This is a genomic window from Prevotella falsenii DSM 22864 = JCM 15124, assembly GCF_000613945.1.
GTDB lineage: Bacteria > Bacteroidota > Bacteroidia > Bacteroidales > Bacteroidaceae > Prevotella > Prevotella falsenii.
The window spans coordinates 107,737-131,148 of record NZ_BAJY01000003.1 but is presented as its reverse complement, the minus strand read 5'-3'; the positions used below and the strand labels follow the sequence as shown (position 1 = coordinate 131,148).

Sequence of the window (23,412 nt, the reverse complement as noted above, 5' to 3'; positions counted from 1 at the left end):
GGCTTGCCATAAGCTTGTTCTGCCGATGATTTTTAGAACCTTCCTTACAACAAAAGTGGGCACATTTTTCATTATAAGCATTAATTTCCGTATCTTTGTATGCCCAAGTTGTTAGACAAAACTTGAAGAAACTGCATGCGATTAGACAAACTTTCGATTATAAATTATAAGAATATAGAGGCGGCAACACTCAATTTGTCGGCTAAGCTGAACTGTTTTATCGGGCATAACGGAGTAGGTAAGACCAACTTACTCGATGCTGTGTATTATCTTTCGTTCTGCAAAAGTGCTTTCAACTCGAAAGATTCAGAGGTAATGTGCCACAGTAGCGACTTCTTTGTCTTGGAAGGCGACTACACAACAAATGTGGAAAACCGAGAGCAAATATATTGCAGCATGAAGCGAGGGACGAAGAAGCATTTCAAGCGGAACAAGAAAGAATACAAGAAACTGTCGGAACACATTGGTCTGATACCCTTAATCTTCGTCTCACCGTCCGACATTTCGATTATCGAAGGTGGAAGCGAGGAGCGTCGTCGCCTTATGGACGTTGTCATTTCGCAGTACGACCGCCCTTACATAGAGTCGCTTACGCGCTACAATAAAGCTTTGCAGCAACGTAATAGTTTGCTGAAACAAGAGGAAGAGCCCGACACCATGCTGTTAGAATTGTTGGAAATGCAGATGGCAGAAAACGGAACAGAAATATACAAGAAGCGTGCAGCCTTTATCGAACAGCTTGTGCCTGTGTTCCAAGCTATCTATCAAGCCATTTCGCAAAACCGCGAACAGGTTTCTTTACAGTATGTTTCGCACGGCGAACGTGGCGATTTGTTGGAGGTTATACAGCGCGACAGGGCGAAAGACCGCATTATGGGCTATTCGCTGCACGGTATTCATAAGGACGATCTTGTTATGTCGTTAGGCGGGTTCCCCATAAAGCGTGAAGGAAGTCAGGGACAGAACAAAACCTTTGTGTTGGCATTGAAGCTCGCACAGTTCAATTTCCTAAAGCAAGCAGCAGGCAACAAGACACCTTTATTGTTGCTTGACGATATTTTCGATAAGTTAGATGCCGACCGTGTTGAACAAATCGTGAAGTTGGTTTCGGGCGATAGCTTCGGACAGATATTCATTACCGATACCAATCGCGACCATTTAGACAAGATATTAGGCAACAGTAGCTTCGACTACAAGCTCTTTTCGGTTGAAAACGGCGAAGTAACGGAAAGGAGCGTAGCCCATGTTTAGGCGCAAGGTGAAACCCTTATCGGAGGTGCTTGGCAAGGTGTTGCGCGACGGTGGACTTGAGTCGCCCTTGCTTCAAAAACGAATTTTGTCGGCTTGGGACGAAGTTGTAGGTCCTACGGTAGCACGATATACGCAGGAAAAAAGCATTCGCAACCAGACCTTATTTGTGAAAATAAGCAATCCGGCCTTGCGCCAAGACCTGTCGATGATGCGCACGCAATTGGTAAAACGCCTGAACGAGCACGTTGGTTCGTTCGTTATTTCAGAAGTCCGCATCTACTAAAACACTGTGATTTGTAGGATTGGGAATTGCCATAGTGCCTCTACACTGAAACTTAAACCCAAATCTGTCATTAGGACGCATTTGCTTATATTTGTTAATGAAACTTTCTTCATAAAGCCAAGGCGAAGAGTTTCCACTATTCGGTCAGGAGATTTGCCTTTTAAAAACAATGCGGAATTGCCTGTTCAAAGACAATTCCGCAAATGTTTCTTGCGATATTAAAGTCTTGGCAAACAACAATGCTTGCCTTTATTTTTACTTCTTTGCAGCCTTTTTCGTTGTTGCTGCCTTTGCTTTCTTTGGTTTATCGCCCTTTTCACATTGTTCCAACTTTGCCCGCAGCTTGTCGCTTTCATTTGCCAACTTCTCTGCTTTGGCTTTCAACAACACTATCTCCTTGTCTTTTGTTTCTATTTCGTTCTCCTGATTGTGTATTGCTGTCAGCAGTGCGTTCAATTCTTCGTTGTCAATATCGGCAGGATAGAGGGCATCTACACGACTGATAAAGTCGCCCAAGATGTTCATATAGTTGGTAAAAGCATCGAACGGCGTACTGTAAATACCACGGTCTACGCCCACAGGCACAGGCTTTGTGCTCATTGCACTGAAGTTGTCGCTCGCTTGAAGATAGTCCCAGTCCTGATTAATACGTGGGTCGTTGGCAATGCGCACTCTGTCGGCTATGCTGTAAAGCTTATTGAAAGCCTCGCGCTGCATGGTGTTTCCAAGCCACGTACTAACATCGCGCTCTTCGTCGCGCCAACTTAATGGATAAGGAGCAGAGAACTCTCCCACGCTCTTGACGCGGTCGCAGAGCTCGGTAGGCGTAGAGAAACTTATGCCGCGACGGCGGGCACATTCGGGCAAAGCCTTGAAGAACTCAAGTATATTGCTGTGCAAAGGCTGCTCAATGCCCAATGCGGTAAGGTTCATAAAGATGCCGTAGATTTGCTCTTCGTCGGGTTGCGATGCTATTTTGTTAATGTAGTCGTCGGCAAACAGTGGATAACCCTCCCACTCCGAGTTGTTGAAGCGGAGCGATATATCGTCGCTCAGGGTTACATCGCGCAGGATAAGCTTCAGCTGAGGGGCGATTGCGCAATGGTAAAGATAATGAGGACTCTTCCAACCCAATACGTGTTTTGCGCCTTCGGTTATCATTCCCTTGAACTTCATCTCGGCAGCCATTCGTCCAATCTCGTCGCTATAGATGAGCGAAGAGTTGCGCAATACCTTCGGCGTGTAGTCGAAATACTCCTTAATCTTCTTGCTCAATCGTTTCACTTCTGCCTTGAAGCTGTCTTCATTGCCCAATGCAGCCAAGCCGTGCGAATAGGGTTCGGCAAGAAATTCCACACACCCCGTCTTGGCAAGCTCCTGTATTTTCTCTATCACTTCAGGGGCATACTGTTCCAAACTCTCTATACCCACACCCGAAAGGCAGAGTGCCACCTTAAAGAAACCGTTGCTGTCTTTTATCATTTGCAGCAGTGTGTCGAGTGCAGGCATGTAGCTGCGTTGCACTATATCGGTGATGCTGCGTTCGTTTTCGTAATCGTCGTAATAGTAATGGTCTGTTCCAATATCGAAGAAACGGTAACGACGCAAGTGAATAATTTGATGTATCTCGAAATATAAGCAAATTGTTTTCATTGTCTTTTGGTTTTAAATGTTGTTGATTTTGATTTATACAGCCGTCCTCGCCTTAACTTTTCCACCCCAAAGTGCGGAAATAAAGTTCGCGAATCCATGCACCTACTTTCTCCCACGTTATATTGTCTACCTCTCGTTTTCCTTCTTCCGATAAGTAGTCGAACATACTTTCGTTGTGGCAGATAGAATACATGGCATCTGCCATCGCCTCTATGTCCCAGTAATCTACCTTTATACAGTTGTTCAAAATCTCGGCACAGCCACTTTGTTTTGAAATAATGGTAGGTGTTCCGCATTGCATTGCTTCCAAAGGAGATATACCGAAAGGTTCGCTCACCGACGGCATGACGTAGACATCTGATGCCTTCAGGCACTCGTAAACTTGGTCGCCTTTCATAAAACCGGGAAAGTGGAAGCGGTCGGCAATACCTCGTTCGGCAGCTAACAGTATCATTTGATTCATCATATCGCCCGACCCTGCCATGCAGAAACGAACGTTGCGTGTGCGCCGTAACACCATATTGGCAGCCTCGACAAAATATTCCGGACCTTTCTGCATCGTGATACGACCGAGGAAGGTTACCACCTTTTCTTTTCCTTTGTGTGAAGGTCGGGGCAAGTCGGCTACCTCTTTTCGCAACGGATATACGGCGTTGTGCACCGTGAACACCTTTTCCGGGTTCTGATGATACTGCCTGATAACCGTTCTACGAGTCAGTTCCGATACACACATAATGCAGTCTGCATTGTCCATTCCGTCTTTCTCTATCGCATAGACCGTAGGATTTACCTTGCCTCGCGAGCGGTCGAAGTCGGTTGCATGCACGTGAATGCACAGCGGTTTGCCCGACACTTTCTTGGCATGGATACCTGCCGGGAAGGTAAGCCAGTCGTGTGCGTGGATAATATCGTAGTCCATAGCACGTGCCACCACACCTGCTATGATGGAATAGTTGTTTATTTCTTCGTGCAAGTTGGCCGGATAGCCGCCTGCAAACTCCATTGCGCCAATGTCGCTTACATTCATATTGCTGAAATCGGCATAGATATTTTCGCGCAACTTATAATATAGGTCGGTGTCCATAATGCTGCCCAACCGTTCGTGCAAAAAGCCTTGGTCTATGTCGCGATACACAATGGGCACGCAGTTCATTGCTACGATGTTGGCGAAAGTTTTGTCTTCATCGCCGAAAGGGTGCGGTAAGCAAAGCGTAGTTTCTATATCTCCTTGTGCGTGCAAGCCTTCCGAAATACCAAAATTAGCAGTCGCCAATCCGCCAAATACATGTGGAGGGTACTCCCAACCGAACATTAATACTTTCATTTTGTGTCCTCCTAATCTTAATATTTATATTTTTCGAGTAGTGCCAACGTGCGCAGCACTTCACCAACATTCATTGCAAACGATATTGCACCGCGCCCCGAATAGGGTGGATTGCCATCGAAATACTCGGGAATAGTGCCCAGACAGTGGCTCATAACCTCGTCTTCGTAGCCTATCAGCTGTCGTTCTACAAAGCTCAAGCGGGTGCGTTTATAGAGTTTCAGGCAGGCTTCGAGATAGAAACCGCCCAACCACGGCCACGCTGTGCCTTGATGATATACACGGGTGCGATACTCTTGGTCGCCTACACAGACCGGCGTGTATCCCCCACTCTTTGGCGAGAGCGAGCGTAAACCTTTCGGCGTAAGCAATTCGCGCGTACAAATGTCCACCACACTCTTCTTCTGACTCTGGTCTAACGGCGAATAATCGAGGGCAGCAGCCAATATCATATTCGGTCGAACACTCCAGTCTACCATGTTTCCGTCTACATAATCGTACAGATAACCATAATTATTCAAGAACGTTGCAACAAATGCGTCCTTGCACAAGGTAGCCATTTCTTCTAAATGTGCTGCATATTCGGCTTCGGCAGTATCGCCAAACAACCACGCTGCAAACTTTATATCATTATACCAAAGGGCATTAAACTCTACGATATAGCCCGAACGAGGATTTACAGGTTTGCCATCTATCATTCCATTCATCCACGTTATGGCGTTGTTTTTGCCTTCTGCGTACAGCAAACCGTTGGTATGTAAGAACAGATTGGGGTGCTTTCCGTTTTCAACATAGGCTATCATATCTCTCAGAAAATCGCCATAGAGTTTCAAGCAATTCTCTTTTCCGGCTTCTTTTGCATACTGCTGAATTGCCCAGATGCACCATAAAATCACATCGGGTTGCTCTATTTCCTGTATTTCTACCGTCAGTGGTTCGTTCTTCATAAACTCCCGCAATCCGCGTTCGGCAGTAGCCATGACAAGTTCAAAATATTTTTGTTCCTCAATGCTTAGCGTCAGTCCGGGCAAAGCGATGAACTGGTCGCGTGCCCTGCACTTGAACCAAGGGTATCCGGCAAGTATGTAGCGGTCGCCGTTCTTCTTTCGGTTGTGAAACTGGTGGGCAGCATTCACAAGACAGTGGAAGAAGTTGTCGCGCGGAGGGCGGATTTCAACCTCATCATCGAAGAGTCGTTTCATCGTAGATGTCTTTATTTCCGACGTTGAGCCTGAGAAAACAATGCTTTCGCCCTTCCTTATCTTCATTTCAAAATAGCCCGGCACATACAAATCCTCGTCTGAATTATAGCCTCGAGATAGTTCCTTTGGGTATTCCAAGCCACGATACCAATATGGTTCGTAATGAAACTCGTTGTCTTTTGAAAACTGCATGAACAGTTGCGGATAGCCTTCGTAAAGGCAAGTGGCTATTCCGTTTTCCACATTGTGGTATTCACGGTTTATGGCAGTATTCTCATGGGTAAACTCGCGCACACTTCTAAAAGCGAGGAATGGTCGGAACTGCAACAGAGTAGTGCCCTGCCCTTCCAACAAAGTGTAGCGTATGAGTATACGGTCTTCGTAGTGTTGGAACACCACTTCTTTTTTCAGCACGGCATTGCCCACTCTATATATGGTGGTTGGCACTTTGTCGCAATCGAATTCACGAATGTACTTGTGTCCGTTCGGACTATAATTCCCTCCGTGATACTTATGCAAGCCGAGATTAAAGGCTGCGCCATGCTGTATCACAGTTGGGTCGAGCGAACTCAACAACACATGGTTTTCATTGTCCAACTCAGGAATTGGCACAACCAAAAGTCCATGATACTTTCTGGTATTGCAATCTACAATCGTAGAACAAGAATATGCTCCTGACCGATTTGTTCGCAACAACTCTCTCGGCAAGGAGTCTTGCAAGTTCGTCATCAGAGCTTTTTCAAATTTAAGGTATCCCATAATTCTCTCGTTTTTATGTCTATACTTAGCAGTTAGATACTTATATGCTTTTTTTGCGGTAGGTGCAAAGAGCCCGGACCATCGTCAAAGATACAAATAATATTTATAAAGAAGAATTTTATTGCTACTTTTTATACATTATTATTGCTTTTAATAAATTGTAAAGGCACACAGTGAGAATAGCAAAAGTTTAGTGAAAAAAACTTGCTTTATAGGTGGAAAAAAGGCAATAAACCTGTAAATATTTTTCACAAGAATATCTCTCGCATAACCATCTTATTACCAACGCTTTACAAAACCTATTGTTTTGCATTCCAAAACCGTAGGTTTTGCACGGTAAAAGCGTAGGTTTTGCGATGCAAAACCTACGCTTTCGCAACGCCAAATCGAAATTACCGTTTTTCTTAAGAACTATCTTTACAAAAGAAAAGAAACTTCCGGTAATCGTTTAAACAGAAAAAAAGGAAACCAATTCCCCATACAAGGGAAATAAAAAAGAGGCGCACCCTGCATCGGGAACGCCTCTTATATATAATAATGTAATGCTGAATTACTTGTTCACAAACTTCTTACCATTCTGAATTACTACTCCTTTGTAGTTCTTACCTACGCGCTGACCGGCGAGATTGTACATTGGGGCATTCTCGTCTTGAGCTGCCTGAACGGTGTCGATGGCATTAGGAACAAACTTTTTAATCTCAATGAGGTTGATTGACGGTACACCTTTGTAAACAGAAGCCACAATACCAACAACATCATACTCGCCTGTTTCAACGAACTGTGCCATATCGTTGAAAGCAGAAAGTTGGAAACCATTGTAAAGCTGTACCTTCTTTTCACCGTCTACAACGTAATATCTCTTTGATTCTTCGGCTGTAATCTTAACTTTTTCCAACTTAACCAAGTCGCAAAGGTTATCTATTGCGGCAGCAGGAGCAATAACCTTTGGTTCAGCAGCAGCACCTTCAACGTGGTTGAGCTTATCGAGGTTGGTAACGCCGGCTATTTCCAACAACTCAGGAGTAGCGTTGTATTCTGTGTATTGACCCACGATTTCGCCGTTAAGGTCTTCGTTAGCCTTCAAACCCAGTGTGTGCTTGTAGAAAAGAATTGCACCGGAGTGGTCGCGAACATAAATACTGATGCTGCCACTGCTTAATGTCCATTTGTAAAGCACCTTTGCATTAACAAGTTTCAATATAGCTTTCTTGTCCTTACCGATAGCCTTAAATTCTGCAATTGAGTTTGCAACAGCAAGTTCTTCTTTTGTGAAAGTCTTTTCAGCAACAGAGCTTTGCTTGCCGTCCTTTACTGCAATTGCCTTTACAGTGGTTGTAGCAGTAAGTTCGAAAGGAGCACTATACAGTGTCGAAGCTGTTGTAGGAGCCTCATTGTTCGTTGTATAGTAAATCTTTGTGCCTTCAGCAGCCGAAAGCGTTACAGTTGTTTTGTCCAAGAAAGGAGTAACACCTTCGATAGAAGGAGGTGCAACTGTGTTTGGATCAGGTGTACCAATGGTTACAACAACCTTGGTTGCACGAACCTGATACTTGGCCGGGAACACAACAGCAGCAGCATCGCCTGTCCATGTTCCTGTCTTCTTATCTCCTGCAAAGGTATAACCCTCTACACCTGCAAAGCCATTAGCACCATACTTACCCGTGTTATCAACGTCGCAAGTAAACTCTATCTTTGTGATATTGCCAATAGTTGATGTAATGGTTGTCTTTGAATTCTGATAAAATTTGTAGTGTTGGTTACCTTTGACATTAAAGGCTGCATCTGTAGACTCAATGGTAATACCACTCTTTTCCATCTTGTCGGGTGTTTTATTTACACTCGTTGTTCCTTTTGTCTCAGTCGGAATAAACGTTACCACTGTTTGTGCGTAGGCAGCTGTGCCTACCATTGCCAACACGGCAACGATTGCATTGCGTAAAAACTTGTTCATAATTAAATTAATTTAAATTGATAATGTTGATTAAATATATATTATTTCGTTGAGATTTTAAAAGTATAATGCTTACAGCAGGTTTTACTTCACGAACTTCTTACCACCTTTTATATATATACCTTGTGGCAAGGCTGTGTGGTTCGTACCCACATATCGTCCGTCAAGTGTGTAGATTCTATTGTTGGCAGGCTCGCTGTTTGTAGATATTGTGTTAATTCCTGTTGGGTCTGATTTCTCCAAATAGTTGAAAGTAACGGTTTGTTCCTCTACATTTTCTTTAATATTATAGAATGGTTTCTTAAGTGTACTCAAATTCAACTTTATTTCCGGCAGTTCTGTTACAGCCTTTTCGCCGGGGAACGGGTCGCCCTTGTGGCTCTCTCTGTATCTCTTGCGTTCCTCTTTGGTATGTGCAGTGTAGCTTGAAAATAATTCGCCGTCGGCAGGAACGATGGTCATGCCGGGCTTGCCGGGTGTATCGTTCACATGGTCGAACATATTTACGCTGCTTTTACCATAGTTCACACGGTAAATCAACATACCATGACCTAACTTTGCAATGCCCGAATGCCAGTCTTTGTCTTGTATATTGTGCAAGATAATGTATTCGTCGCTGTTCTCGCTTTCTATCTTACGTGCCTCATCAGCCTTCAGCGTAACGGTTTGCGCCTTATCTTCGAGCGTTGTCAGCGATGTCCAACCCATTACTTCTTTCTCCCATGGTGTGTAAGGAGTAGGCGAAAAGCCGTTGTTGGTGTATTCGCCACCGTCCATTAAGTCCCAATACTCCATACCTTGATTGTCTATCCGCGCTGCATCGGCAATAGGATAGAAGTCGGGCAAGCCCATTGTGTGTGAAAATTCGTGGCAGAATAAACCAATGCCATTTATCATCTTCACCACCTTTCCATCTTGTACAGGAGAGGTTCTGTTGGCATTCAGTTCGTTGCTGACGCCATAACGACCTATGGTATAACCATCGATAACAAGACTTCCAAATAGGAATGACGACTTAGGCCATATATCAGTGTCCAAGTTTCCACCCATTGATTGTGCATAACCGGCATAGACAACATAAACCAAATCTACAACCTTATCGCCGTTGCTGTCATAGTCTTTCAAGTCTATCTGACCTTTCGCAGCCTCGCAAGCGTCTTTTATCAGTTCGATAATATTCACATCGTGGCTTGAGCTGCATCTTTACCGTAGTAAGCCAATGGCTTTGGCATACGGAAAGGACCTACCAATCCAAACTGCGGTGTGAACTTTCCATTGCTCATATCCTTGAAATATTGGCGCACACTACCATAGTTTAATTGTTCGTTTGTGCCTAACGACTTAGGCTTCCCCTCGCCGTTAAGATATTGTTCAAAGCTTGCTTTAGGGTCTTTCACCGTAAAAGGATTGTCGCTGAAGTCTACAAGAATGGTTAAAACCTTCGGGCTGCCTTCGTGTGGGAAATAAGGTATCGATGCCTGACCAATACCAATAGCACGTCGTGCGGCACTCATCTTTCGGTTTGCATGCTCGAAAAAGAATGTTTTCTTCTGCACTTTTGCCATCTTTGCTTCTGCCGCTGTACGGTTATCTGCATTATGTGCCAACAAGTTTGTGGCTTCCAATATACCGTCAGAAGTAACATTTGCAACATAGTAGCCTTTGTTTTTCCTTGCTACCAATATGCCATCGAGCGTTGAAATCCAACTGAAGTGCTCGTCGCCGTGCAACACAAGCGTCAGCTGTGTGCCGTCAGGTTGTGTTACAACAAATGGTGTTGGGTCGGCTTTGGCTGCTCGTGCCACAACTGTAGCTGCAACCAAACAGAGTGTAAGTAATAGTTTTTTCATATAATATATTGTTTATTGTTTTCTTAATTTATGGTTTAAGCAGTATGATTACACTGCTTATTCAACTTTTTCTAAACGTTTAGCCGTTTCTTTTGCCAAAGAAATACTGCCCTTTATGTTTTGTCCTATTTCCATATTCAATAGCATGGTGTGGGCAATGGTGGTAGCAGCTAAAACAAGTTAAGCATTTTCCGTTATTCTTCCACTTTGGTTCTTTCCCCTTTCCTCCGTCTATATCGCCAACAGGACATACCTTTGCACAGATGCCACATTGCACACATCTCTCACTTTCTACTCTAAAAGGTTTGTCGGTAATAAGGAAGTGAGTGAAGAACGCTCCCACAGGACCGGAGAAGAAATCGGGTATTGGACCACGTTTCAGCTGTTCCCAGCCTAACGGTACGTCGCCCTGACGTATTTTCCGCTCCTTTACTGTCGAAGCAAAACGAACAATCGCATTCTCGGCATCTTCTATTTTCTTGTGCTCCTTTTCAGGTTTGTCTACGTCCATTCCCGGCAATCCGACATAAGACTCGGGCATTAACACCGATTCAACAGCATTCAAATCTAACGTTGCTCCGGACTTTACCTCTCTTATCAGCTTTACAAAACGCTCCATTGTTCGTCCGATAGAGTCGCCTGCTGTCAGCAAGCAAAAGGTATAATGCCTTGCCTTACTCTGCGAATTGGTATCGAGTAGCTCAAGTGTACGCATAAATTCATCAACAATGCGTGGCACTCGCCAACCGTGAACAGGAAATACAAAACCCACTACTTCATCTTTCTTCAAGGTAAAATTAGTGCTTGTTCCCACCGTTTCACTAATAGAAACAATGCGTTCGTCGAGACATTGTCCTAACAGCTCTGCTGCCCAACGACTGTTTCCTGTACCCGAGAAATAGAATATCATGGTGCAAAAATACTCATAAATTCTGAATTTACAAAGTCTTAGCAACCTTTTAAGCAGTTTTAGTCTTTTATTTTAACGTGAATTCGATATAAGAATTACGCCGGTATATTATTATAAGATATTTAAAGAAAGTGTTGATTATGATTTAATGTATTTATAATCAAAATAGAAGAGAAGTATTTTCGTCATCAAAATCCTACACCGAACCCGCACTATTTATGAACGTTTTCGTTCAGCCAAATGAGCAATGCCAAATTTATTTGAGCATTGCCATGGCGAGAAAACACACTTTTCAAGGAACGAGAAAAGAGTGAAAAAAAGGCCATAAAAACGTAAATATTTTTCACAAGCATAGCTATTGCGCAACTATCTCTCTATCAGCGCATTGCAAAACCTATTGTTTTGCGTTCCAAAACCGTAGGTTTTGCACGGTAAAAGCGTAGGTTTTACAACGCAAAACCTACGGTTTCGCAACGCCAAAGCGATTATATCACTTTTTAACAGAATTATCTTTACAATATTAAGCCGAAAAACGCTCACTGTTTCACCAGAGGATTTGCTTTAAAAACATCTGCGAGATTGCCTGTTCAGCCTGCGCTTTTATTCCGAACTCACGTTCTTTTACATTTCGTTCATTTACCCCAATCGGTCGTTAGAGTCCTTGACCGGTTTTGTTCGATTGACAACAAATATAAGCAAATGCGTCCTAACGACCGGTTGGAGTTTAATATTTAAATATCAATACAATTGTTTTGCAAACTGAAAAGATTTTCAAAAAAATCACATACAAAGTATTGTAGTTTACAATTATTTGTTTAAATTTGCAACCACTGAAGAAATATAATCTCAGATTTTGATACATAAGTTTCATTTAAAATTATTACACAAACATGAAAAAATCTATGATGAGCCTTCTTCTCATGTTGTTGTTCGCACATACCACGTGGGCAGCACCTGTGAAGTTAAGCACAGCAAGTCAGACTGCTCAGAAGTTCTTGCAGCAATACGGCAAGCAATTAAAGAGCACAAATGCTGCCTATGCTCCAAGAATGAATGCACAAGGAGTGCAAACAACTGCTCCTTACTATGTCTTTAATGCTAAAGATGGAAACGGTTTTGTAATTGTTTCCGGCGACGACCGTACATCGGAAATTCTTGGCTACAGCACAACAGGTAGCTTCGACATTGACAAATTGTCTGCAAATATGAGAAGCTTTATGGACGGTATGGCTAAAGAAATCAGCTTACTGGACAAATACCAAGTTAAGAAAGAGGCAAAAGCTCCTGCACAAATGAAGGCAAGAACTCCAATCGAGCCATTGGTAAAGACCGTATGGAATCAAGATTCTCCTTACAATGATTTGTGTCCAGATGACCCATACAACACAAGTGTTAAACTTCCTACGGGTTGTGTAGCGACTGCTATGGCACAAGTAATGTATAAGCACCAATGGCCAGAAACTGTAACAAGTACGATTCCTCCATATACTACTAAAGTGTATGAGAATACAAGCAAGTATGGTCAAAGTAAATACAAAACAATTTCGGTAGAAGGTGTTCCAGCAGATACAAAAATCGACTGGGCAAATATCGAGCCAATATATAATTCTCAAACACCAGCTGCAAAGAACAAGGCTATTGCAGAATTGATGATATACGTCGGTCGTTCAGTAAAAATGGCCTACGACAGAGATGTCAATGGTGGTTCCGGTGCAGCCGGCGTGTATATCAGCACAGCTTTGAACAAGTATTTCGACTACAACGCTTCTTATATTGTTCGCGAAGACTACAGCTTGGCAGAGTTTGAAAACAGACTTTACAACGAGTTGGCTGCTGACCGCCCGGTAGTATTCTGTGGTCAGTCTACAGGTGGCGGCCACTGTTTCGTTCTCGATGGCTACGATGGCAAAGGCTACTTCCACGTAAACTGGGGTTGGGGTGGCGACTCTAACGGCTACTTCAAGGTTGCTATTCTTAACCCTGAAAGCACAGCCGGTATTGGTGCAAGTTCTACTTCTGACGGTTATGCAATGGGACAAAGTGCTATTATCGAAATGTATCCTAACACAACAGGCCAGCCTGTACCTCTCAGATTACAACCGGAAATTAAAAGAGTATCAAAATCGGGCAACTCTATTACTTACACAATGTCTAACTTCAACCGAGAGACTGTAAGCGTTGAAACCGGTTTGGGCAAGATTGAAGACGATGGCAGCATTACTTTAATATCTGGTACATCTCCAATGACGGTACAATCAGGCTACCTATTGGCAAAGACAGTTCAGATTACGGGCTTGAAGACAGCCGGTGTATATAAGGTTACACCTATACAGCGTCCTTCCGGCTCTACAGGCAGATGGTTCTACGACCCATACGTTTACGTAACTGTAACAGTATCAGATGCAGGTCAGACTTCAGAAATGAGATTTAACGATTACGGTGATTACAAGAAGTTAAGAGCTTCTAACTTTGTTGTAACAACAGGCGGTGTTATGGGTAAGTTGAACAATGTGAACGTTACTGTAAAGAATACAGCCGACCACGAAGTTCATACCACTGTTTACTTGATTTACGAAACAACTAACAGCTCCGGCCAAGTAGGAAGACAAATCCATTCACAGGCACCTGTAACCGTTCCTGCAAACAGCAGCATCGTATTGCCAATGAGCTTCTATGCTGACAAACTTGGCGACCATAACGTTAATTTGTGTATCACAGAGAACTATCAGAACTTCCAAAGCCTTGGTGGTGGCAAGGTAACTGTTGTTAGTGCTTCTACCGCACAAGAGTCTTTATCTTACCAATACACTTTCAAAGGTGGAACCAACAACACAATCTACGGCAACAGAATTGAAGGTAGCGTAAGAATTACAAACAACGGTAAGGCGATATTCCACGACCAATTGATGTCGGCAAGAATCAACATGAGCAACCAAAATGACCAGTCATTTGGTACTCCTAAGGACGTTGTGCTCAACCCGGGTGAGTCTACAGTAATTGATTTTACATTTAAAGATTGTGCATACAGCAGACATGCGATGGCTGTAGCCTATATCAAGGGTTCAAGATTAGATGTTAAGTCCGGTTCTATCAAGTATGTAAACGTAAGCAAAGGCTTCATCGTTTACAACGGCGATGGCTCACGCCAAGGCCATGCTCCTGCTGCTACGGTTCAAGTTCCGGCAGAAGCTGCAGCTGTAGACTTGCGCGGTATCGAATTCACTTCTGTTACGCCAAACAGCAATCCTAACACATTATACTATGTAGATGCCGGCAAGGCTTCTGCAACAGGCTTACCTGCACAGAACGTGGTTGTAAGCGAGAAGGCTGCAAAGGTAGTACTTACCGACGGTAACGACTTCTATTGCCCGGAAACGTTCACTGCTGACGAAATCTCTTATACACGTAAGTTCGACAAGGCTTCTGATGGCAAGACAAACTACGAAGGTCTTTACATTCCATTCACTCCTACTTCTATCATGGACGGTGCAAAGGCATTGGCATGGCAAACCAAGGACGGAGAAGCTAAAGATTTCTTCTTGATGCAATATGCCGGCTCTGTCGCCAACAAGCTGAACTTCGTTTATGCTGACGAAACATTCAATGGCAACATTCCTTACCTCATGGCTGTGCCTCAAGCACTCGTAGGCAAGAACATTACTTTCAATGCTAAGAATGTGAAGATTGCAGACAATGCAACACGTTTCTGCTCTGCCGACAACAGCCACTTCATTTTCAGCGGTATTTCAAACAAGAAGACTTTGGCAGAAAACGACTATGCACTTTCTGCCGATGCTAAGTTCTTCGAGTTGAAACCAACAGCTACAGTTGATGCTTTCCGTGCATACATCATCGGCCACGACGGTTTGGATAAGCTCGAAATCTTGTTCAACGGCGACTTCGTTACCGGTATCAACGGCATCAACAACAACGAAACTGAAGTTAAGACTGTTTACGACCTCCAAGGTCGCCGTCTCCCCGCTGAGGCAGCAACCAAGAAGGGTGTTTACATCATCAACGGCAAGAAGGTTGTTGTGAAGTAAAAGACAACGCTTCCCACATTGTTGGGACAGATAAATAAACATAAGAGGTTGTATCATAACTTTTGATACAACCTCTTATTTTTTGCAGCAAACCGTGCAGCAGCATTGTTTACATAACAATTCCCCACTCTTTCTCCTTCTTTAAAGAACTCATACCCGTAACCTCCTTCCCTTTTCATCTTCTCCAAGAAAGCTATACTTGCCCCAAAAATCTTTGTCTGCCAAATTATTTACGTGTAAAGAAATATTTATTTACACGTATGGAAATATTTACATACACGTAGAAAAATATTTCTTTACACGTAAATAATTCTTCTGTGAGCTGCTAAAGTTGGAAAACACTTTAGAAAATACAACGGAAAACAGAAGGAAACACTTCATTATCCCGAACCACCAAGCCATCGCCCCACTGCTGTTTACACTCCTCATTTTTCGGTATTTTTCTTTATCACACTTATATAACAAAATCTTTTAGTACCTTTGCACACGTAAAAAGATAGGATATGGCAATAAAAGCAGCATTTTTCGATATAGACGGTACGCTCGTTTCGTTTAAAACTCACAAAATTCCACAATCAACAATCGATGCCATAACAAGGGCAAAGCGCAAAGGCATAAAGATATTTATTGCCACAGGACGCCCCGTTGCCCTCATTAACAACATTGCAGACATAAAACATCTGGTGGACGGATACATTACTTTCAACGGTGCTTACTGCTTTATGGACACCCAAGACTTTGTGCTCTCGCCTATTCCCGATGCCGACGTGCAAACCATGATAGCCGATGCCGAACGCCGCGACTACTGCGTTTTGCTATGCGGAAAGCACGAAGTGGTGATACACAACTACAAAAAGGTATTTACCGACATCTTCGTGCACGACTTGGGAGTGAACAATGTAGACGAAAACAGAACGATTGCCGACTTACAGGGACAACCCATCTTGCAACTTACGCCCTTCTTTACGCAAGCCGAAGAAGACATTATCATGCCCGAAATGCCCCACTGCGTTTCGGCACGCTGGCACCCTGCATTTACCGACATCACCGTGAAAGGAGCCAATAAAGGCAACGCACTGACCGCCGTGGCTGCACAATCAGGCATCGACATTGCCGAAACCATAGCCTTCGGCGACGGCGGCAACGACCTTTCCATACTGAAAGCAGCGGGCATCGGCGTGGCTATGGGGAATGCCAACGACGAGGTGAAAGCCGCTGCCGACTACGTTACGACATCTGTAGACGAGGACGGAATCCTGAAAGCGATGCAGCATTTCGGAGCATTGGGAACGGAATAAGCAAAAGACAATGCCCGATATTCCGACAGAACGACTTATCGGAAAACAGAAAAGACATATCGAAAACCCAACAAAATAAAACAGACAATTTGAAAACAAAACATATAGAAACCATCAAACAAGAAAAGCGTGTGCGCTTTGTGGTGCTCTTCACCTTGCTTATCATAGCGGTGGAAGTGGTTGTCGGCATCACTTCGCACTCTATGGCTCTATTGGCTGACGCCATTCATCTTAGTTCGCACGAACTTATATTAGGGCTGAACTGGGCTGCATACCTATTGGTGCGCCGCCTGCAAAACAAGCAGTCGGAGAACTACGACACCAACAAGATACTTAGTTTATCGGCTTTCACCAGCGGAATATTCCTGCTCGCAACGGCTATCTTCATTGTTATAGAAGCATTTGAACGCCTGAACGGGCACGAAGAACACATAACAAACCACAAGTTTGCCATTATTACAGCAGTCGTGGGGTTAGTGGCAAACATTATCTGCGTGCGCGTAATGTACGACAAGAATGGCAAAGCCGACTATAACAGCCACGCCGTCTACCTGCATTTGCTATCCGATATATTGGCAAAAGCAGGCATCGTTATCGGCATTGTGTGCGCCATGCTGTGGGACATACTGTGGATTGATGCTGCTGTCGCCATCGTCTCGGCACTCATTGCCGCCCATTGGGCAAAGAATTTGCTGTGGGATACCGGACGTACACTGACAAGGGCGTAAGCAGAAAACAGAACGAACAACAACACATATCCATGAGCATACTTCCCGAATACATAAAGAAACTGTTTAGAACAGGGCGACAAGCAACGAGCAAAAACGTTGCCTTGGTGCTCTCGGGCGGTGGCGCAAGGGGATATTTCCATATCGGAGCTATCGAAGTGTTGCAGGAACGGGGCTACAACATCGCAGCCGTGGCAGGCACGTCGATGGGCGCATTGGTAGGCGCGGCACACGCTAACGGAAAATTAGACGAACTAAAAGCATTCGTTACGGGACTGAACAAGAAACAAATAACAAACATCATCACTCCCACTATGGGGCTTGACCACGTGGCAAACGACAAGAACCTCATAGAAATAATGAAACCATTGTTGGACAAAACCAAGATAGAAGACTTGCCTATACCCTTCGTCTGCTGCGCATCTGACATTGTGAGCGGCACAGAACGTGTGTTCCTGAAGGGTTCGCTGCTTACTGCTGTGCGCGCATCTATCTCCATTCCGTGCCTTTTCAAGCCTGTAAGCGAGAACGACCATATTGATATAGACGGCAGCATACACAACACGCTTCCGCTAAACCGTGTGGCACGACAGCCGGGCGACCTGTTGGTGGCTATCAACGTAAACGGTGCCGACACCTGCCCGTACAACGCTTACCGGAAAACGGAGGAAGAAGAAAACGGCTTTTTGGCAAATATAAAGAAACGGTTGCCTTTCCACAATGTACAGTTTTCGGCAAACTACCTGAATATGGCAATACGTGTGGCAAACCTAACCATACAAGCCAACACGCAATTGGCACTCAAGCTGACGCCTCCCGATATATGCGCCGAACTGCCGATGAACGCTTTCTCGCTCTTCGACTTCGACAAAGCCGCAGAAATAATAGCTTGCGGACGTACGGAAATGGAACGTAGGCTCGACGAATACGAACAAAAGACAAAGAATTAAGAAAGGAAACAAAAATGACAGAAACGATAATCGGCTTATTAATACCACTTTTTGGAACTGTTTTAGGTTCGGGATTTGTGTTTTTTATGCGCAACGAAATGCCCGCCCGCCTACAGAAAGCATTGCTGGGCTTTGCTTCCGGCGTTATGGTGGCAGCATCTATATGGTCGCTCATCATACCGTCAATGGACATGTGGGCAGACCAAGGACGCCTGCGCATAGTGCCCGCCTTGGTTGGTTTCTTGGTGGGTATAGCCTTTTTGCTGCTCATCGACTACATCACACCCCACCTCCACATTGGTAGCAGCAAACCCGAAGGACCGCGCACCAAGCTGAGTCGCACGGCGATGCTCACCTTTGCCGTTACCATTCACAACCTTCCCGAAGGCATGGCGGTAGGCGTTGTGCTGGCAGGAGCTTTGCAAACAGGAAGTTACATATCGACAGCCGCAGCCATGACGATGGCGATTGGTATTGCCATTCAGAACATTCCCGAAGGTGCCATCATCTCTATGCCGATGCGCGAAGCAGGCAACTCGCGTATGAAATCGTTTATCATCGGTTCGCTCAGTGGCATCGTAGAACCCATTGGTGGCGTGCTCGTAATACTTTTGGCAAGTATCATTACGCCTGCCCTGCCCTATTTGCTGAGTTTTGCAGCAGGTGCCATGTTCTATGTGGTGGTAGAAGAACTCATTCCCGAAGCCTCTGAAGGCGAACATTCCAACCTTTCGACCATCGGTTTTGCCATCGGTTTTGCCTTAATGATGACCTTAGACGTGGTGTTGGGATAATTCTCGATAAGTGCTTTTATAGCCATTATTGACAGGAAAAGCACTTATCGCTAAAGAAAACTTTTTCTTTTATTCTATTTTTTATTAGCGTTTAAAATGCTAATATATAACGACATACACCTAAAACTCTCAATTCCGTGAAGAAAATAATACAAAAAAAGCCGGAAAAATATTTGGAAGTATGCAAAAAACCCATTACCTTTGTATCAGTTTTTTTAGTGGTTAATTTAGTTTTAGTATTGGAACCTTGGTTGATGTGATATCAGTCAAGGCTTTTTTATGCCCTAAAGTTTTGTTAAATCTATAAATAATAATAAAGATAAACCATTTTTTGAGTAACTTTGAACCGCTAAACTTAAAACACAAGAGATAAAATAGAACCAAAATGATTATACAATTTATAAAACACTATCGTTACATTTTCACTATTATAAGCATATTTCTTTGTACCTCTTTACACGCAAAAAACATAAAGTTATCGCCGGAAGAAATAAACAAAGAAAATGTTTATAGCTACACTGTGCACCAACTTGAAAAGGCATACGCTATTATTCAAGAGTTGAAAAAGCAAGGTAAAATGGAAGAATACGAGCTTTTCCAACTTGAAGGCGACTACTATTTCAACCGTGGCAACTACATTCGGGCATTGCTTTGCTACAAACATATATTGCATACACCTGAAGCAGAGCACAATAACGAAATAAAAATGGACACATACTACCGTCTCATACCTTGCTACAAAGAGTTGGGTAGCTATATGTTAATGAACTATTATGCCGACCGCTTGCTCGCCATCAGCAAGGAAAAACAAGATGTAAAAATGGAAGCAACCGCTATTTTCAGCAAAGGAGAAATACAACACGCCTACGGAAAAAAGCAAAAAGCATACGCCTTAATGCAAGAGGCAATCGACAAGCTCAGACAAAAAGGCCTTGCACTATCCTACGACTTGGGTTACTATTTCTACATAACAATGGCAGAATATCAGCAAAAGGACAAGCTGGCCGTACAGGGCTTGCACACTTTGGACACCATAATGGCATTGTTTGGCAACACCGTTTACCCGAACGGAACAGGCATGAACGTTCTTACAGTCCGCCGACTGAAAGATATTTACGCCCATCGAACAGTGTTGAACTACATGAAAGGCAACGCAGAAGCAAGCGAAATGTGGTATCAAAAGTTTTGCAACACGGGCAACGACTCTACCTATAACTACGAGTGCATAAAGCCTTACTTGGTGGAAAAAGCCCATTACGCCGACATTGAACGCTTTGCCAAGGCGCGAAAAGCTTACCTTATATCAATAAACGATACTGTCAGCACCAATTACGCCGACATCTACGACATGCTTGCAATGGCATGTTTGCATAAAGGTAAGTACAAAGAAGCCATACAATACCTAAAGAGGGTGAACGAAATTCATCGGAACAAAAGCAACATGGAGCGCAAGATTGTGATGAAAGAACTTGTTGCTATCGACAGCCTTCAGCTGCAAAAGTTGCACACAAAACGCCTTCAAGTATATGGAACAAATGGTATTATAGGCGTTGTGGTGCTATTATTGGTGTGTGTAGGTTGCTATTTCTGCTACACATACCGCATGCGCCGCATCATGAAAAAGAAGAATGCAGCCATGGCAGCTACCATCGACGACCTTCTGCATTGCAAAAAGAAGTACAAGGAACAGCTCGAAGCCACTGACAAGGAAGTGGAAGAAAACATCGTTCACGAAGATAAGAACAAGGAACTGTACAAGAAAATGAAGGCGTGGCTAAGTCAGGAAAGTGTTTTCACACGCTCCGAACTGAACAGGGAAGAGATTTTGAAACGCTTCAACATACCCAAGAACACGTTCTCATCGCTTTTCATACAGTACGAAGGCATGACTTATATACAGTTCGTAGCCACCCTCCGCCTCGAATTTGCAGTGCGCATGTTGCGCCGGCACCCCGAATACAGCATCGACTATATTGCCAACCGCAGTGGCATATCTGTCCCTTCGTTCTACCGTCTCTTCTCGCAGAAGTATGGAATGACGCCTGCTGAATACAGAGAAAATACAAGCAAAGACGCCAAAGACTTATAAAAAGATAGTCCAAGCACACTTATGGTTTTATCATAACGGCTCTGCAGCAATCGTGCAACTACGCTACACGGTTGCTGCAGAGCCGTTTTTGAACCGCATTTTGTTTCACTATTCCGCTTTTTCGACTTTTACAGCATCGCACCACACCGACTAAATAATAATTACAAAGCATTGGAAAGCAAGCATTTGACTATTTATTAAGACAAAATAAGAATACAAATACTTACCGTATGCAAAAAGAATGCGGATTATTTAAAACATAGATACGACAAATTTAATAGCTACTAACAACAAATACATCTACCTTTGCACCCGAAAAAACATTGGCAAAAAACAAAAATATGAAAAGATTAAAAACATTATTTTTATTGAGTTTATTATCTATCGGTGCTTGGGCGCAAGGCTCTTTCGTAACAGAAGGCTTTTATTATAGATATATTCAAGATGCAAATGGTAATTCTGCTTTAGAAGTAACAGGTCTTGCAACAAATGCAGAAAACATTGTTATTCCTGATAAAATACAAGAGTACAATATCATTAAAATAGGATACGGTGCTTTTAAAGACAACAATACAATTAAGACTGTAAAACTACCGGCTAATTGTATCGAAATTGATAAAGAAGCATTTAAAGGTTGTGGTAATTTAGAAACTATTGATTTTGGCAAATCACTCGTTACAATAGGCGACCATGCTTTTTATCTTAATAGGAAGTTACGCACTGTTTCATTGCCCAACACCGTTAAAACGATTGGCGAAAAAGCATTTTGGACTTGCGACGGAATGACCGATGTAAACTTAGGAAACTCGGTAGAAACTATCGGAAGCTACGCTTTTCAATATTGCAAGAAAATGGAGCACATATCGTTACCAAACACTTTGCAAGAAGTTGGCGACCATTTTCTGTGTGCTTGCGAAGGCTTAAAGAAAGTAGTAATCCCTGAAAAGCTCGTGAAAATAGGAGAATACTTCCTGCACGGATGCCACAATATGCGCGAAGTATATCTTGTAGGACCAGCAAAACGCACATTGGGAAAGTATCCTTTCGTATCACAAATACAGCAAAAACAACAGCAAGTACACGACTGTGTATTCTATGTGGAAAGCCAAGAAGTGTACGAACAGAACTATAAAACTACAGACAACTGGAAATACGCTGACGAAAACAACCACGATGAGATTGGAGATAACATTGATGGAAAATATACAAATGGAGGCAATTACTACACATGGAAGAAGCCGGACGACATTATTCCTTACAAAGCATCGTGGGTTACAGCCTGCTACCCTACTGAAATTAACGCAACAGAAGAATTCGGTAACGGTGCGTTAGTGGCAGAAATGGTGAACGCACACTATAATGGCAAGGACGGAAAGGGCAACTATCTGTACAGAATAGACTTCAAAGTGATGACAGGCGAACAGATAATGAAAGCCAATACTCCCTATTTGCTAAAGGTAGACCCACAGAGTGTAGGTTCGGCATACATTGTAAAGCACAGTGAAAACGAGGAAACTACGAGCGACATGCAGCTAACAAAGGAAGTAAATATCGACAACCAAGCTGACGACCCATCAGCTACAAAGACCATGATAAGAATGCTCGGTACATACACAAAGGGTGGTAGAAACTTAAATCATGGCGAAATAATTTTCGTTAATAACAACGGAAAGTTGAAATTCTACAAGCAAAGCAAAAACACTGATAAGCAACGACACATGGGAACCTACAAATGCTATTGGCAGATAGTGAAAGATGGCGTTGTTGCAACCGATGCAAAGATGTACGCTATGGCAGACGATGTTACGGCAATTCAAACCGTTGAAGCAGAAATACACGTACATTACAAGAACCGCGAAGAGGTTTTCAACTTGAAAGGACAAGTTGTTGGAAATGCACAAAGTTTGCAATCGTTGCCAAACGGTATCTACATTGTAAACGGCAAAAAGGTTGTAAAGAAGTAAAAAGAATATGTTTATAATATGATAACGAAAGATATGAAGAAGAAATATATCTGCCCTGTTTCACAAATAATTGCATGCCAAGGTATAGAAAGAATGTTGGCAGGGAGTGGAAACGGAAACAATGCCTCGGGGAGTATTATAAATCCCAATGGCAGTATAACCGAAGAAATCGGCACAGGCGATGACGAAGACGGAGAAGGCATGGAGGCTTCGTAGTCTTTGCGAAGTCTTTCAAATAGAAAAACGGTTTTAAACTGTTTGCATTTAATTTAACTACATGAGAATAGGCAGGCTACAACAGCTTGCCTGTTTTTTATATAGACAACACTCAACCTACGGAATAAATCCCAATCGGTTCATTAG

The 23,412-nt window shown here is 43.3% G+C and carries 15 protein-coding genes and 1 pseudogene; 10 read left to right on the top strand and 6 right to left on the bottom strand.

The annotated features are described in order from the left end of the window. The first annotated feature begins 135 nt into the window (after positions 1–135). Positions 136–1,251: a DNA replication/repair protein RecF gene (gene recF / locus JCM15124_RS02320; protein WP_024998131.1), complete on the top strand. Its 1,116-nt coding sequence runs from the start codon at positions 136–138 to the stop codon at positions 1,249–1,251. Continuing rightward, positions 1,244–1,534 (top strand): DciA family protein, encoded by a 291-nt coding sequence (locus JCM15124_RS02315; RefSeq protein ID WP_024998130.1) that lies wholly within the window; start codon positions 1,244–1,246, stop codon positions 1,532–1,534. The genes recF and JCM15124_RS02315 overlap by 8 nt, the downstream gene beginning before the upstream one ends. Positions 1,535–1,789: 255 nt before the next feature. On the opposite strand, the gene JCM15124_RS02305 is transcribed toward JCM15124_RS02315, so the two are convergent. From JCM15124_RS02305 to JCM15124_RS02280, 6 genes and pseudogenes are all read right to left on the bottom strand, one after another. Next, a complete protein-coding gene (locus JCM15124_RS02305; protein WP_024998129.1) occupies positions 1,790–3,187 on the bottom strand; it encodes a glycoside hydrolase family 57 protein in 1,398 nt (465 codons plus the stop codon). Positions 3,188–3,239: 52 nt separating this feature from the next. Continuing rightward, positions 3,240–4,511: a glycosyltransferase family 4 protein gene (locus tag JCM15124_RS02300; protein WP_024998128.1), complete on the bottom strand. Its 1,272-nt coding sequence runs from the start codon at positions 4,509–4,511 to the stop codon at positions 3,240–3,242. A gap of 17 nt (positions 4,512–4,528) precedes the next feature. Beyond that, complete coding sequence (locus JCM15124_RS02295; protein WP_024998127.1) at positions 4,529–6,472, bottom strand: glycogen debranching enzyme N-terminal domain-containing protein; 1,944 nt, start codon at positions 6,470–6,472, stop codon at positions 4,529–4,531. A gap of 550 nt (positions 6,473–7,022) precedes the next feature. Then, on the bottom strand, positions 7,023–8,423 hold the full coding sequence (locus JCM15124_RS02290) for a chitobiase/beta-hexosaminidase C-terminal domain-containing protein (protein ID WP_024998126.1): 1,401 nt from the start codon (positions 8,421–8,423) through the stop codon (positions 7,023–7,025). 84 nt (positions 8,424–8,507) lie between these two features. Continuing rightward, positions 8,508–10,273, bottom strand: a pseudogene (locus tag JCM15124_RS12925) (M6 family metalloprotease domain-containing protein). 79 nt (positions 10,274–10,352) lie between these two features. Continuing rightward, complete coding sequence (locus tag JCM15124_RS02280) at positions 10,353–11,183, bottom strand: EFR1 family ferrodoxin (RefSeq protein WP_024998125.1); 831 nt, start codon at positions 11,181–11,183, stop codon at positions 10,353–10,355. An 890-nt stretch (positions 11,184–12,073) separates the two neighbouring features. On the opposite strand from JCM15124_RS02280, the gene JCM15124_RS02270 reads away from it, so the two are divergent. From JCM15124_RS02270 to JCM15124_RS02230, 8 genes are all read left to right on the top strand, one after another. Beyond that, positions 12,074–15,226 (top strand): C10 family peptidase, encoded by a 3,153-nt coding sequence (locus tag JCM15124_RS02270; protein ID WP_024998124.1) that lies wholly within the window; start codon positions 12,074–12,076, stop codon positions 15,224–15,226. Positions 15,227–15,729: 503 nt separating this feature from the next. Then, complete coding sequence (locus tag JCM15124_RS02260) at positions 15,730–16,524, top strand: Cof-type HAD-IIB family hydrolase (protein WP_024998123.1); 795 nt, start codon at positions 15,730–15,732, stop codon at positions 16,522–16,524. Positions 16,525–16,613: 89 nt separating this feature from the next. Then, positions 16,614–17,252 carry a cation diffusion facilitator family transporter gene (locus JCM15124_RS02255; protein ID WP_024998122.1) on the top strand — a complete coding sequence of 213 codons (639 nt, stop codon included), beginning with the start codon at positions 16,614–16,616 and terminating at the stop codon, positions 17,250–17,252. Then, the gene (locus JCM15124_RS02250) at positions 17,219–18,202 is read left to right on the top strand and encodes a patatin-like phospholipase family protein (protein ID WP_306303125.1); all 984 of its coding nucleotides are present in this window, start codon (positions 17,219–17,221) and stop codon (positions 18,200–18,202) included. The genes JCM15124_RS02255 and JCM15124_RS02250 overlap by 34 nt, the downstream gene beginning before the upstream one ends. Before the next feature lie 14 nt (positions 18,203–18,216). Next, positions 18,217–18,996 (top strand): ZIP family metal transporter, encoded by a 780-nt coding sequence (locus tag JCM15124_RS02245; RefSeq protein WP_024998120.1) that lies wholly within the window; start codon positions 18,217–18,219, stop codon positions 18,994–18,996. Positions 18,997–19,516: 520 nt separating this feature from the next. Beyond that, positions 19,517–21,085 (top strand): helix-turn-helix domain-containing protein, encoded by a 1,569-nt coding sequence (locus JCM15124_RS02240; protein ID WP_198019110.1) that lies wholly within the window; start codon positions 19,517–19,519, stop codon positions 21,083–21,085. A 341-nt stretch (positions 21,086–21,426) separates the two neighbouring features. Further along, on the top strand, positions 21,427–23,049 hold the full coding sequence (locus JCM15124_RS02235) for a leucine-rich repeat domain-containing protein (RefSeq protein ID WP_156930606.1): 1,623 nt from the start codon (positions 21,427–21,429) through the stop codon (positions 23,047–23,049). A gap of 33 nt (positions 23,050–23,082) precedes the next feature. Next, positions 23,083–23,265, top strand: a complete 183-nt coding sequence (locus JCM15124_RS02230; RefSeq protein WP_156930604.1) for a hypothetical protein — start codon at positions 23,083–23,085, stop codon at positions 23,263–23,265. The last annotated feature ends 147 nt before the right edge of the window (positions 23,266–23,412 follow it).

Excerpts from the sequence above, each read along its gene's own strand:
- recF (WP_024998131.1), top strand. The coding sequence starts at position 136 with ATGCGATTAGACAAACTTTCGATTATAAATTATAAGAATATAGAGGCG.
- JCM15124_RS02315 (WP_024998130.1), top strand. The coding sequence starts at position 1,244 with ATGTTTAGGCGCAAGGTGAAACCCTTATCGGAGGTGCTTGGCAAGGTG.
- JCM15124_RS02305 (WP_024998129.1), bottom strand. The coding sequence starts at position 3,187 with ATGAAAACAATTTGCTTATATTTCGAGATACATCAAATTATTCACTTG.
- JCM15124_RS02300 (WP_024998128.1), bottom strand. The coding sequence starts at position 4,511 with ATGAAAGTATTAATGTTCGGTTGGGAGTACCCTCCACATGTATTTGGC.
- JCM15124_RS02295 (WP_024998127.1), bottom strand. The coding sequence starts at position 6,472 with ATGGGATACCTTAAATTTGAAAAAGCTCTGATGACGAACTTGCAAGAC.
- JCM15124_RS02290 (WP_024998126.1), bottom strand. The coding sequence starts at position 8,423 with ATGAACAAGTTTTTACGCAATGCAATCGTTGCCGTGTTGGCAATGGTA.
- JCM15124_RS02280 (WP_024998125.1), bottom strand. The coding sequence starts at position 11,183 with ATGATATTCTATTTCTCGGGTACAGGAAACAGTCGTTGGGCAGCAGAG.
- JCM15124_RS02270 (WP_024998124.1), top strand. The coding sequence starts at position 12,074 with ATGAAAAAATCTATGATGAGCCTTCTTCTCATGTTGTTGTTCGCACAT.
- JCM15124_RS02260 (WP_024998123.1), top strand. The coding sequence starts at position 15,730 with ATGGCAATAAAAGCAGCATTTTTCGATATAGACGGTACGCTCGTTTCG.
- JCM15124_RS02245 (WP_024998120.1), top strand. The coding sequence starts at position 18,217 with ATGACAGAAACGATAATCGGCTTATTAATACCACTTTTTGGAACTGTT.
- JCM15124_RS02235 (WP_156930606.1), top strand. The coding sequence starts at position 21,427 with ATGAAAAGATTAAAAACATTATTTTTATTGAGTTTATTATCTATCGGT.
- JCM15124_RS02230 (WP_156930604.1), top strand. The coding sequence starts at position 23,083 with ATGAAGAAGAAATATATCTGCCCTGTTTCACAAATAATTGCATGCCAA.